The organism is Microbispora sp. CSR-4, from assembly GCF_008033685.1.
Classification (GTDB): Bacteria; Actinomycetota; Actinomycetes; order Streptosporangiales; family Streptosporangiaceae; genus Microbispora.
In genome coordinates, this window is the sequence record NZ_VJVX01000021.1 from 23,349 (window position 1) to 35,688 (window position 12,340).

Below are 12,340 nucleotides of genomic sequence, written 5' to 3' on the forward strand. Positions count from 1 at the left end.
TCTGCGTAGTTATCGACCGGTGTTTGCCGACCCATCCCCCGGGTAGCCAGGCGGGCGATTCGCGCAGGAGGTGGCCCGTGTCCCAGCCCGCCCGTCCACCCGCCGCGGTGCTCTTCGACCGTGACGGAACGCTCATCCACGACGTTCCTTACAACACCGATCCTGAGCGGGTGGAGCCCGTCGCCGGGGCCCGGGAGGTGCTCGACCGGCTGCGCGCGGAAGGCGTCAAGGTCGGGATCGTGACCAACCAGTCGGGAGTCGCCAGGGGCCTGATCGCCCCGGAGGCCCTGCGCGCCGTGAACGACCGGGTGGACGCGCTGCTCGGCCCCTTCGACGTGTGGGAGATCTGCCCGCACGACGACGGCGACCGCTGCGACTGCCGCAAGCCCGCGCCCGGTCTCGTGCTGCGCGCGGCCCGGCGGCTCGGCGTACGCCCGGAGGACTGCGTGGTCATCGGCGACATCGGCCGCGACATGGAGGCGGCCCGCGCCGCCGGGGCCCGGGGCGTCCTCGTGCCGACCCCGGTGACGCTGGCGGAGGAGGTGGCGGCCGCCCCCGAGGTGGCGCCCGACCTCGCGGCGGCCGTCGATCTGCTGCTCGGGGGAGTTCCGCTCACGGCTGAGGATGGTGCGGGCATGACCAGGGCAGATGGGTGAGGCGCCCGCGGGCGGAGGGCGCGGTGTTCCGGCACGACGACGGACGGGGAGCGACGCGATGAAGATCATGGTCTGGCACGTCCACGGCTCGTGGACCACCTCTTTCGTGCACGGGCGGCACGACTATCTGGTGCCGCTCACCCCCGATCGAGGTCCCGACGGGCGGGGCCGGGCCGACACCTATCCCTGGCCCGGCAGCGTACGCGAGGTGCCGTACGACCGGCTGGCCGGCGAGGACGTCGACGTGGTCGTCTACCAGCGGCCGCACGAGCTGCGCCTGGCCCGCGAGTGGCTGGGCCGCGACGCGCCGGGCGTCTACGTCGAGCACAACACGCCCGCGGGGGACGTGCCCAAGACCCGTCATGTGCTGGCCGACCGCGACGACATCCCGATCGTCCACGTCACCCACTTCAACGACCTGTTCTGGGACTCCGGCCGCGCCCCCACCCACGTGATCGAGCACGGCGTCGTCGATCCCGGCCACCTCTACACCGGCGAGCTGGCCCGGGCCGGCGTGGTCGTCAACGAGCCGATCAGGCGCTGGCGGGTGGCGGGCACCGATCTGCTGCCCACGTTCGCCGCGACGGCCCCGCTCGACGTGTTCGGCATGAAGGTCACGAACCTGCCCGCCAAGCTCGGCCTGGCCGGGGAGATGGAGGCGTTCGAGGACCTGCCGCAGGCCGCCATGCACGCCGAGCTGGCCCGGCGCAGGGTCTACCTGCACCCCTACCGCTGGACCTCGCTCGGCCTGTCGCTCATCGAGGCCATGATGATCGGCATGCCGGTCGTCGCGCTCGCCACCACCGAAGCCGTGGAGGCGGTGCCGCCGGAGGCCGGGGTCGTCTCCACCAAACTGCCCACGCTGCTGCGGGCACTCCACCGGTTCGCCGCCGAGCCCGAGCTCGCCGTACAGGCGGGCAAGGCCGCCCGCTCGGCCGCCCTGGCCCGCTACAACCTCGACCGCTTCCTCACCGACTGGGACCGCCTCCTCGGCGAGCTCGTCCCCGGATGAGCCGGCCGTGAGGCACACGCCAACGGAAAACCCGAAATCAAGAAAGCTACAGTCCGTAATATGGTACAAACGGATATCAATATGTCCATTGAGGCGATCAGTGCTTAAATAGTCGATAGATCGCGGGATTGCCTTCTCCTGCACCATCAGGCGGGACGCGGCCTGAGGCAACACGATTGCTTGGGCGAGGTGTGCCGAGAGGAGGTCCAGTGGGCGAAACCCCTGGGCACCGCGCGTGACGACGGTCCGGAATTCGCCGAGTCTGGGGTTTCGATGGAGAACGCGTCGTTTGGGACCGCACTCCGGAATCTACGCAGGGAACGCGGCCTTTCCCTGGCATCGCTGTCGGCGTTGACCCACTACAGCAAGGGCTACCTGAGCAGGATCGAGACGGGCGAACGCCCGCCCACGCCGCTGGTGGCCAGGCGCTGCGACGAGGTGCTCCGGGCCGAGGGCGCCCTTGCCGGGCTCGTCCCGGCGCGGCACCGGCAGCCCGGAGGTTTCCTTCGTCCGGCACAGCTTCCGGCGGCCCCCCGCGCCTTCGCCGGCCGCTCGGCCGCGCTCGCCGAAATCGACGACACGCAGCAGGGCCACCAGGTGGTGATCGTTTCCGGCCCCGCCGGTGTGGGCAAGACGGCGACGGCGCTCCACTGGTCGCATCGCGCCGCCCACCGGTTCCCGGACGGATGCCTGTTCGTGGACCTGCGCGGCTTCGACCCGACCGGCGTGCCGGCCGAGCCGGCCGACGTGCTCGCCCGGTTCCTCCGTGATCTCGGGTGCTCCCCCGCGTCCATACCGGCCGGGCTGGAGCCGCGGTCCGTCCTGCTGCGCACCCTTCTGGACGGCAGGCGTACGTTGATCGTCGTGGACAACGCGGCCACGTCCGGCCAGGTGCGTCCGCTGATCCCCGGCTCGGCCGGATGCCGGCTGGTGGTGACCAGCCGGAGCCGGCTGTCCGGCCTGGTCGTCAGGGATGGCGCCGCGCGCGTCGTGCTCGCGCCGCTGCCGGAGCACGAGGCGCTGGACCAGCTCGGCCGCGCCATCGGCGGCCGGCGTGTCGCGGAGGAGCCCGAGGCCGCGGCGGAGATCGCCAGGAGGTGCGGCTATCTGCCGCTGGCGCTGCGGATCGCGGCGGAACGGGCGCAGGCACGCCCGTCGCTGCGGCTGACGACGCTCGCCGCCGAGCTCGCGGCCACCCGCGGGGTGCTGGATCTGCTGGCCACCACGGAAGACGAGGCGACCACCGTGCGATCGGTGCTCTCCTGGTCCTACCGCGCGCTCGCGCCGGACGCCGCCCGCATGTTCCGGCTGCTCGGCCTGCATCACGGAGGCGATCTCGGTGTTCCGGCGGCCGCCGCGCTGGCCGGGACCGGTCACCGGCAGGCGCGGCGGCTGCTCGACGCGCTGGCCGCCGTCCACCTGCTGGAGGAGACCGGCGGTGGCCGCTACCGCTTCCACGACCTGGTCCGGCTGTACGCTGCCGACTGCGCCGAGGCCGACGAATCGCCCGAGGACCGGTCGGCCGCGGTGCACCGGCTGCTCACGTGGTGTCTGGACGCCGCAGGCCGGCAGCCGGCGCGTGACGACGCCCCCGGCCGGCTCGACACCGAGGGCGGGAACCCGGCCACGGCGCACGGCGACCCGGACGATCTCGACGAGGCGCTGGAACGTTGCGAACAGGCCCTGGCGATCCTGCGCCGCGCCGGCGACCGGGCGTCCGGATGCGCCTGTCTGAACGACTCCGGCGACGTCTGACCCGCGCCGGACGATCGCTTGTGCGTCGCCGTCTCCGGCCGGTGTCCTCAGGCGTTCCTCCTGGCGAAAAGGCGGGCGCCGAGCGCCAGGCAGCACGCGGCGGTGGCGAGGGCGACCCCGGCGCCCACCGCGACGGCCGAACTGCCGTAATCGCCGTACAAGGCGCTGCGCATGCCGTCGATGACGTAACGGAACGGAGTGAGCCGGGAGAGGATGTCGAGCCATTGGGGCGCGAGCGTCATCGGGAGCAGGACCCCCGACAGGAGCAGCAGCGGGATGGCCGCCGCGTTGAGCAGGGGCGTGAACGACTCCTCCTGGCGCACGAGCAGGCCGAGCCCGTGAGACAGGGCGGACAGCCCGACCGCGATGGCCGCGACGAAGAGGAACATCAGGAGGAGACCGGCGACGGGGGCGCGCAGGCCGAACGCGTACGCCACCGCGAGCAGGACCGCCGTCTGTACGAGCAGGACCACCGTGTCCCTCATGACTCGGCCGGCGAGCAGGGCGAACCGGCTCACCGGAGTGACCCGCATCCGCTCGAACACCCCCGATCGCAGGTCGGCGATGATCGACAGGCCCGCGAACAAGGGGCCGAACAGGCCGAGCTGGATCAGCAGACCGGGCACGAAGAAGCGCCACGCCGCCCCGGCGGGCAGGCCGTCGACGCCCGCCCCGGCGACCCTGACCAGGAGCGGGCCGAGGAACGCCAGATAGAGCGCCGGCTGGAACAGCCCGATGATCGGCCACGCCGGGGAGCGCAGCGACAGCCGCATCTGGCGTGTGAAGATCAGCAGGCTCGCAGGGATGAGGGACACGCAAGCTCCTCCACGGTCGGGGACCGCCGCAGCGCCACGGTCACGAGGGGTTCTCCTTGAGCGAGGAACCGGTCAGGGCAAGGAAGACGTCGTCCAGCGTCGGCCGGGCGATGTTGACGGAGCGCAGGTCGAGGTCCGCCTGGTCCGCCGTCCGCAGCAGCCAGACGAGCGCCTGCTCGCCGCCGCGCGCCGTGAGCCGTACGGTCTGCCCGGACACGGCGATCTCGTCCAGGCCGGGGCACTCGGCGAGCACCGCCTTCGCCCGGTCGGCGTCGCCGCCGAGGGTCAGGCTGATCACGTCGCCGGAGATCCGGCGCTTGAGGGCGTCGGGGGTGCCCTCCGCGATGATCCGCCCATGGTTCATCACCAGGATCCGGTCGCAGAGCGTGTCGGCCTCGTCGAGGTAGTGCGTGCTGAGGAAGACCGTCGTGTCGAGGTCGTCCCGCAGGCGGCGGATGTGCGCCCACAGGTCGCTGCGGCTCTGCGGGTCCAGGCCGACGGACGGCTCGTCCAGGAAGACCAGCGGCGGTTGGTGGACGAGCCCGAGGGCGATGTCGGTGCGCCGCCGCTGCCCGCCCGACAGCGTCCTGATCGGCCGGTCCGCGAGCCCGGTCAGGTCGAGGCGCTCGCACAGGTCGGCGGCGCGGCGCACCGCGTCCTGCTTCGCGATGCCGTACAGCCGCGCCTGGGTGACCAGCTCCTCGGCCACCCGGCAGTTTCCGTCGGTGCCGCCGGACTGCGCCACGTAGCCGATACGCCGTCGGACGGCGCCGGGGTCGGCGCCCACGTCGGCGCCGACGACGACCGCCCGGCCCGCGGTGGGCTTGAGCAGCGTGGTGAGGATGCGCATCGTCGTGGTCTTCCCTGCGCCGTTCGGCCCCAGGAACCCGATGATCTCGCCGGGGCGCACCTCGAAGTCGACGCCCCGGACCGCCTCGACCTGCCGGCCGCCGACCCTGAAGGTATGGGCCAGCCCTGTGGCCTCGATGATGGGCACGGCCGCTCCCGATGCGCTCATGACCAGCCCGCCGCCACCGCGACGACCAGGTCGCCCTTGTGTGTGATCGAGACGTCGAGATGGCGCACCCCGGCGGCGTCGGCGGCCGTGCGGGCGGCGCCGTGCAGCGTGACCTCGGGGGCTCCGGAAGAGGCGCGGGCGACCACGATCTCGCGTGGCGCCACGCCCTGGAACAGTCCCATCCGGAACGCCTTGAGCACGGCCTCCTTGGCGGCGAACCGCCCGGCCAGGAACTCTCTGGCGCGCGCGTCCGACAGACCCGCGGCCTCCGAGAGCTCCGCCGGGGCGAACGCGTAGCCGTCGAACCAGCGGCGCGCGCGCAGCCGCTCCAGCTCGCCGACGGACATCAGGTCGACACCGACACGCATCAGATCACCCCTTCGACGGCACGTCCGGGACGGACGTCCCGGTCTCGCGGCGTGAAATAGTCGTCCCTCAACAGCCCCTGGAAGACGCCGCGGCGGTGGACGTTCCCGGTGCCCTCCATGAACTCGAACGCGCGCACGTCCCGGTAGAGCTTGTCCAGCCACGGATGCTCGACCAGCGACGCCGGGCCGAGCAGCCGGGCGGCCAGCATCGTGGCGTCCTCCGCGAGGTGCGCGGCGCGCATCTTGACGCCGCTGACCCGGAACGTGTTGGGCGAACCGGCGTCGATCTCCGCCGCCACCTCGTGGAGGAGGCGGCGCAGCCGCCGCAGCCGGTCGGCCAGGCCGTCGACCTGGGCGCGGTCCGCACCGGCGAGCGCGGGGCGCTGCTCCAGCACGTAGTCGCAGGCCGCCCGCCCGGCACCCAGGGCGAACGCCGCCACACTCGGCCGGAACCACAGCATGGCCTGCAGCGCTCCCTGCAGCCCGCGCCGGCTGCGCGGCCGGTCGCGGCCGAGTATCCGCTCGGGCGGAATGTACATGCCGTCGAACCTCAACCGGCTGATCCGCGCGCCGCGCAACCCGGTCATCGGGAGCATCTCGGCGTGGAAGCCGGGATCGCCGGTGTCCACCATGACGGCCTCGATGCCCCACGGTCCCGGAGCCCGCCGGCAGAACACCACACCGGCCCGCGCGTGCGCGCCGTTGCCGATGTACATCTTCTCTCCGGTCAGCACCCAGCCGTCGCCGCCGGGGGCGGGATCGAGACGGGCCGTGAGCTCGGTCGCCGCCGAGCCCTTCCCGGGTTCGGTCAGCGCGAAGAAGGACCACGAGGGCCAGTCGGAGGTCCTGGTGAAGAACCAGTCGCGCTGCGCCTCGTCGGCCAGTGCCCGCAGGACCGCGGTCGACAGGGCCGGACCCGGGCTGGCCAGCGTCATGCCCGGATCGCCGTACGCGAGCCACTCCGCCGCGAGCACCCACTCCGCGCACGAGGCCTCGGCGGGCACGAAACGCGGCAGGAGATCCCGGTCGCGGGCATACCGGGCCGGGGTGAGCATGTGCTGCTGGATCCGCACCGCGGGCAGGTGCAGGAACCGGGAGACGGCACCCGGATCGGCGTCGAGCTCCTCGCCCGGTCCGCGCAGGTCCCGCGCGACCTCCCGGAGGAAGTGTTCGAGCTCGCCCGCCCGTCCGCCGTACGTGTCCGGGAGATACGCCGAGGCCGTCCGGCCGGGCTCAGACATCGCCGTCACCCTCCTCGGGCTGGAGGTAGACGTTCCCCGTCACCTCGGCCAGGTACAGATCGATCCCGGGCCCCTCGGCGAGCATGCTGGAGCCGCCGAGGAGGCGCAGCAGGACCCGCCCCGCGCGGGTCAGGCGCATGTGGCGAGCCCAGCGGAGGTCGCGGCCGGTCTCCTCGGCCGGTTCCACCGCCGCCTCCCGCAGCTCCATCGCGACATCGGCCAGGTCGGCCTGGAGCTGAGGCCGCGTCAGCAGGCTGGTGCCCTCGCTCGTCCGCTCGCCCAGGCGCGCGATCGTGTGCGTCAGCGTCCGGTGGACGACCGTGCGCTGCAGCGTGAGCAGCCCCTCGGCGAACCGGCCGGCCGTCACGTCGTCCCGGGCGCTGCCGCCGGGTGCGGGCACGCACACGAGCCCGAAGCGCGTGAACCTCCGCGTCCCGTCCTCGCCGAGCGCCTGCGCCGACGCGAGGACGCGCCCGGAGGGCGAGGCGACGAGACGACCGGGCGCCACGTCGGCGTGCAGGGCGTCGAGCAGGGCCGGATAGTCTCCGAACGTCGCCGATACGTCTGTCGTCATGGGTGCCCTCTCCGCTCGTTCCCGGCGGCGCGCTCGCGGCGGGTGAACGTCGCCACATGGCCGGCGCCGGTGCGCGGATCGACGTCGCCGAACACGATCGTCCGGTAGGCGTCGCGCCACTCCTCGTGGTGCCGGGCGAACTCCAGCCAGACACCGGTGCAGTAGGAGCCGGGAGGCGCCTGGTGCGCCTTCGGCCCGGCCGGCCCCAGGTCGGGGGAGTCACCCCACGAACCGGTCACCACCAGCCGCTCGCCGGGCCGCTCGTCCCGCGGCAGTCCCGGCGGGTTGCCGAGCAGATCCGCGAGGTCGCAGTGCGGGCCCGCGGAGCCGACCCCGGCCAGTTCCCAGCCGCCGCCGGGTCCGAGCGCCAGCAGCACCGCCGAATCCACCAGGCCGCCGTCCTGGGCGAACGGCTCCGGGTAGGGGAACGACGTCTGTTCGAGGATCAGCAGGACGACGCTGCGGCAGCGGCCGGAGCGCAGGTAGGCGTCGGCGATCCGCAGTGCCGTGAACGGAGCGCCGAGTCCCTGCTCGGAGACCGCGAAACTCATGGGACGGCCGTCGAACACGCGGGTGAGGTGCGCCGCCAGCGTCTTCTCCGGCGCGTGCGGGTCGGGCAGCGCGTAGGCGACGATCAGCAGGTCAGGGGCGGGCAGCGGGCCGAGGGCCGCCCGCAGCACCCCCTCCGCGAGTTCGAGGAAGGTCGTGTTGCTCCCGCCCGCCGCGTACGACGGATCGAACCGCATCCCGTACGGCGCGAGCACGCCCTCGTTGAACTCGAGGATGTCGGGTTCGAAGTGGCACGGACGGGTGACCCGCGGCACGTAGGCGACCGCGGTCTCCAATGACAGGGCCATGGCCGTGCGTCAGCCCGCGTTTCCGGTGGCGACGAGGTCCACGAGCCCCTGGAGGTAGTCGACCAGGGTGCCGACAGTGCGGAAGCTGTCCATGTCCAGGCCCTCGGGGTCGATCTCGACGTCCATTGTGTCCTCCACGGCCATGAGCAGTTCGAGGATCGACGTGGAGTCCAGCTGGAGGTCGTCGAACAGCCGGGTGTCCTCCGTCACGTCGGAGATCTCCCGCTGGAGGACCTCACCGATGGACCGGACGACGGCTGCGACGATCTCGGGTCGGGTCATTGCCGGGTTTCCCTTCTCACGGTGGAACTATTCGCTGTGCTCGTCTCCTGGCCGCCGGCCGCCGGCACCGGCTGGTCGATGAGGACCTGCCGTCCCAGCAGGTCCTCGACGGTGTCGCGGTGCCGCACGAGGTGGGCGGTCGCGCCCGAGACGAGGACCTCGGCGGGATAGCCGTGGCTGAGGAACAGCACCGGCGACGAGGTGGGTCCGTAGGCGCCCGAGCGTTCGACGCCGATCAGGTCGCCCGGCCGTATCTCCGGCAGGGCCACCCGGCGGCCGAGCACGTCGTCGGGGGTGCACAGCGGCCCGGTGACGGTGTAGCGGCGGTCGGCGAGGGCGTCGTGGTGGTCGATCGAGCGAATGGGGAAGTTGCGCTTGACGAAACTGCCCACCCCCACGGCGGCCATGTGATGGTTCATCCCGCCGTCGGTGACGACGAACCACTCCCCCTTGGAGCACTTCACATACCTGGCCCGCACGACGTAGAGGCCGCAGCGGCCCGCCAGATAGCGGCCGAGTTCCATGATCACCCGGCAGTCCGGGTGCTCGGCCGTGAAGTCCGCGACGACCGCGTTGACCCCCTTGGTCAACTGGTCGAGATCGAGGTCCTTCTCGTTCTCGAAGTACGCGATGCCGAGGCCTCCGCCGATGTCGACGGTCTCGAGCGGGAAACCGAGCTCGGCGCTCAGCTCACGCGCGGCGGCGAGAATGCCGGCGGTGTTCTGGACGACGCCGTCGGCGTCGAGGATGCGGGTGCCCATGTACGCGTGAATCCCGACGACGCGGACGTTGCGCAGGGCGCGCAGCGACGGCCCGCTCTGCAGCAGCAGCTCGTGGTCGATGCCGAACTGCCGGGGTTTGCCGCCCATGGACAGCCGGGCGCCCTTGGTGCTGAACGCCGGGTTGACCCGCAGCAGGGCCCGGGTCCCCGGAGGGCTGAGCCGGTCGAGCGCGGCCAGCTCGTCGAGCGACTCGCAGACGACGGCCGCGATCCCATACTCCAGACAGGCCCGCAGCTCCTCTTCGGACTTGCCCGGCCCGAGGAAGATGACGTCGGACGGCCGCGCGCCGGCCCATCGCGCCGTGGCGAGCTCCGCCAGGGAGGACACCTCGAGACCGGCGCCGAGTGATCGCATGACGGCGCAGACGCTCACGTTCGGGTTGGCCTTGGCCGAATAGAAGACGTCGACGGCCGGGTGGAGGCGTCGCCGGAGCGCGGTGTAGGACTCGGCCAGCACGTCGGCGTCGTAGATGTACAAGGGGGTGCCGAACCGGTCGGCGAGATCCGCGACCGGGATGCCCTGGACGGCGTACGCATCGGTCATGAGCCCTCCCTGGGCTGGAGCACACCGGCCAGGGCGGCCCGAGCGGCTTCGTCGAGCGCCGCCAGCCGGTCGTGGTCGGGAGCGGTGAGCAGGGTGTAGAGCCGGCCCTGGTGTGGCGGGCCGTCACCGGTGCCGGCGTTGACGGTGCCGGCATTGACGGTGCCGAAGCAGGTGACGACGACCCGGCCGCCCGGCGCCGGGGACAGCAACGGGCCGAGCACCCGGCGCAGGTCGTCGAAGACGATCGGCGCCGCCGACCGCACCGGGTAGTGCCGGGCCAAGGCCACGTGACCCGGCTGGTGGAACAGCTCGGTCATCCCGCCCTGGTAGGTCGACATGTTGAGCCTGGCGTTGATCTCCAGGACCGGGTAGACCCGCTCGTCTTCCGCGACGATCGCGTCGATGCCCGCCACCCCGGAGAACCCGTCGGCGGCCAGCCGGCCGCCCACCTCCGCGGCGGCGCGGCGCAGCAGCGCGTGCTGGTCCGCGCCGAGCTCGGGAGGCATGAGATGCCCCTGGTGGACGCCGCGCTCGGTCAACGCCTGCTTGACGAAGTCGAACCGCACGTCGCCACGGCGGTCGACGGTGATCTGGTAGTTCAGGTCGGCGCGTTTGGGGATCCAGCGCTCGACCACCACCGCGAGACGGTCGTCACCGGTGCGGGCCGCGCGCCGCTCCACGATGCGCAGCAGCCGGTCGGCCTTGGCCGGGGTGTCGAGCACGACCAGGCCCTTGCCGGAGACGCCGTACGCGTCCTTGACCACCACCGGCTTCGAGGCGCCGGCCGCCTCGGCGAGCGCGTCCCGCAGCTCACCGAGCGACTCGCAGCACCATCCGGGCACGGCGGGCAGCCCGAGCTCCTCGGTGATCCTGCGGCTGTAGATCTTGCTGTTGACCCGCTCGAAAGTCGCCGCGTCCGGCACGGCCAGCGGCACCTGGGCGGAGACCGCCAGTTTCTCCTCGTGCTCCGAGGTCCCCATCGGCATGAGCTGCGCCCCGCGTCGGCCGAGAAGGCTCAGCCGGTCGAGCGCGCGCGGCGAGTTCAGCAGATCCTCCGCGGTCGATCTGTCCGGCGTGGTGCTCTCCGGCACGAGCACCTCCGGGAGGCCGACCCCGAGGTCCTCCTCCAGGTAGCGGAGGTAGCCCTCGTCCGGCGCGTGTTTGACGACGAGGACGTCGCCGGGCCCGGCGAGCAGGATGCCGAGCTCCTCCATCCGCTGGACGATCGCCGTGGGCGCCGCCGCCGGCGCGGGCAGGCCGACGTGATGCCGGGCCCACTGGGCCTCCACCTCGAAGTTGCACAGGAACGCCAGAGGCGTGGCCGGGTCTCCGGTCAGCGCGGTCTTCAGCCGCCGGAGGTAGTCCGTGCTCTCGCGTGTCACAGCGTGTTCCCCCTATCCGCCGATCACCATCGCGGCGTACGTGGCGCCCAGGCCGACGGCGGCGAGCAGATAGACGCCGTCGTCGCGCAGCCTGCCCTCGTCACGCATGGAGGCGAGATTGATGAACGGATCCGATCCGAAACAATGGCCATATCGGGGCACGTTGTCGAGATATATTCGCTCGACCCCGAAACCCAGCTCGCGAATCACGCCCCGCCATGACGAGTTGTTCACGTTGTGCGGCACGATCATCGTTATTTCCTGCGGACTCAGCCCGGCCTCGTGAACGGCCTGGCGAATGATCTCGACGACGGCCGGCGTATAGGAGGTGAAGAATTCCGCGAGCACCTCGGGCCGCGGGCGATACAACTGCGCGTATTCACCGCGGGTCCGCACCGCGTACGACCGGATACGCCGGCCGGCGCCCGCCACGCCGACCAGGCAGGCGGCCGACCCCTCCCCCATCACCGTCGTGTTGGGGATCACCGAGAAGATCCGCGACGACGCCTTCTCCCCGGTCACGACGAGGGCGCGCCCGCCGGGGTCTCCGTCCGCCAGCAGCAGTCGCACCGCGATGTCGACGGCGGCCAGCCCGCTGGCGCAGTTCTGCTGCGTGACCGCGAACGCCGTGGCCCTGGGCAGGTCCAGCCTGCGGCACAGCTCCTGCGCCGCGCTGACGTGCGCGGGCGCGACGTCAGGGGCGGTGTGCGCGTAGACCAGGTAGCGGATCCGCTCCCGGTCGGCCGCCGACGGGACGAGCGCCCGCGCCGGCGCGACGAGCAGGTCGATCAGGTCGAGGTCCGGATCCATGGGCAGCCGCGCCAGGCCGTGGACGCGCTGGAACACCCGTAGCTGGTGCCGGTTGATCCCCAGTCGATCGGCCACCTCCTCGATGGCGACCGACCGGCTCGGGACGAAACCCTGCACCGCCTCTATGGCCGGGACGAGGGCGGTGGGCATGAGACGTGCCTCCACATGGGTCACTTCGTCGAAACGATGCACAGGCTAGGCCCGACCACCCCCGGAGCAATATTGGGGTTTTCCCTACCCTTGCC

At 72.1% G+C, this 12,340-nt stretch carries 13 protein-coding genes; 3 read left to right on the forward strand and 10 right to left on the reverse strand.

Annotation, left to right across the window (positions count from 1 at the left end; translation table 11 throughout):
* The first annotated feature begins 77 nt into the window (after window positions 1-77).
* From FLV34_RS17245 to FLV34_RS17255, 3 genes are all read left to right on the forward strand, one after another.
* Complete coding sequence (locus tag FLV34_RS17245) at window positions 78-656, forward strand: HAD family hydrolase (protein WP_260617322.1); 579 nt, start codon at window positions 78-80, stop codon at window positions 654-656.
* Window positions 657-714: 58 nt separating this feature from the next.
* Window positions 715-1,668: a glycosyltransferase gene (locus tag FLV34_RS17250; protein WP_147943570.1), complete on the forward strand. Its 954-nt coding sequence runs from the start codon at window positions 715-717 to the stop codon at window positions 1,666-1,668.
* Window positions 1,669-1,941: 273 nt separating this feature from the next.
* Window positions 1,942-3,423, forward strand: a complete 1,482-nt coding sequence (locus FLV34_RS17255; protein WP_142648570.1) for a helix-turn-helix domain-containing protein — start codon at window positions 1,942-1,944, stop codon at window positions 3,421-3,423.
* Between the two features lie 47 nt (window positions 3,424-3,470).
* On the opposite strand, the gene FLV34_RS17260 is transcribed toward FLV34_RS17255, so the two are convergent.
* The 10 genes from FLV34_RS17260 to FLV34_RS17305 are packed head-to-tail and all read right to left on the reverse strand — an operon-like array spanning window position 3,471 to window position 12,245.
* Window positions 3,471-4,238: an ABC transporter permease gene (locus tag FLV34_RS17260; protein WP_142648569.1), complete on the reverse strand. Its 768-nt coding sequence runs from the start codon at window positions 4,236-4,238 to the stop codon at window positions 3,471-3,473.
* Between the two features lie 40 nt (window positions 4,239-4,278).
* Window positions 4,279-5,235: an ATP-binding cassette domain-containing protein gene (locus FLV34_RS17265; protein WP_312845749.1), complete on the reverse strand. Its 957-nt coding sequence runs from the start codon at window positions 5,233-5,235 to the stop codon at window positions 4,279-4,281.
* 17 nt (window positions 5,236-5,252) lie between these two features.
* Window positions 5,253-5,624: a holo-ACP synthase gene (locus FLV34_RS17270; protein WP_142648568.1), complete on the reverse strand. Its 372-nt coding sequence runs from the start codon at window positions 5,622-5,624 to the stop codon at window positions 5,253-5,255.
* Entirely contained in the window at window positions 5,624-6,865 is a 1,242-nt protein-coding gene (locus FLV34_RS17275; RefSeq protein WP_142648567.1) for an acyl-CoA dehydrogenase family protein, read from the reverse strand. Before FLV34_RS17275 ends, FLV34_RS17270 begins: the two co-directional genes overlap by 1 nt.
* Window positions 6,858-7,439, reverse strand: a complete 582-nt coding sequence (locus FLV34_RS17280) for a hypothetical protein (protein ID WP_147943571.1) — start codon at window positions 7,437-7,439, stop codon at window positions 6,858-6,860. The genes FLV34_RS17275 and FLV34_RS17280 overlap by 8 nt, the downstream gene beginning before the upstream one ends.
* Window positions 7,436-8,296 carry a hypothetical protein gene (locus FLV34_RS17285; protein ID WP_147943572.1) on the reverse strand — a complete coding sequence of 287 codons (861 nt, stop codon included), beginning with the start codon at window positions 8,294-8,296 and terminating at the stop codon, window positions 7,436-7,438. The genes FLV34_RS17280 and FLV34_RS17285 overlap by 4 nt, the downstream gene beginning before the upstream one ends.
* A gap of 9 nt (window positions 8,297-8,305) precedes the next feature.
* Window positions 8,306-8,578, reverse strand: coding sequence for an acyl carrier protein (locus tag FLV34_RS17290; protein WP_142648564.1), 273 nt, complete (start codon window positions 8,576-8,578; stop codon window positions 8,306-8,308).
* Window positions 8,575-9,903: a type III PLP-dependent enzyme gene (locus FLV34_RS17295; protein ID WP_142648563.1), complete on the reverse strand. Its 1,329-nt coding sequence runs from the start codon at window positions 9,901-9,903 to the stop codon at window positions 8,575-8,577. The genes FLV34_RS17290 and FLV34_RS17295 overlap by 4 nt, the downstream gene beginning before the upstream one ends.
* A complete protein-coding gene (locus FLV34_RS17300; RefSeq protein WP_147943573.1) occupies window positions 9,900-11,285 on the reverse strand; it encodes an ATP-grasp domain-containing protein in 1,386 nt (461 codons plus the stop codon). The genes FLV34_RS17295 and FLV34_RS17300 overlap by 4 nt, the downstream gene beginning before the upstream one ends.
* Before the next feature lie 12 nt (window positions 11,286-11,297).
* Window positions 11,298-12,245 carry a ketoacyl-ACP synthase III family protein gene (locus FLV34_RS17305; RefSeq protein ID WP_142648561.1) on the reverse strand — a complete coding sequence of 316 codons (948 nt, stop codon included), beginning with the start codon at window positions 12,243-12,245 and terminating at the stop codon, window positions 11,298-11,300.
* Window positions 12,246-12,340: the final 95 nt, after the last annotated feature.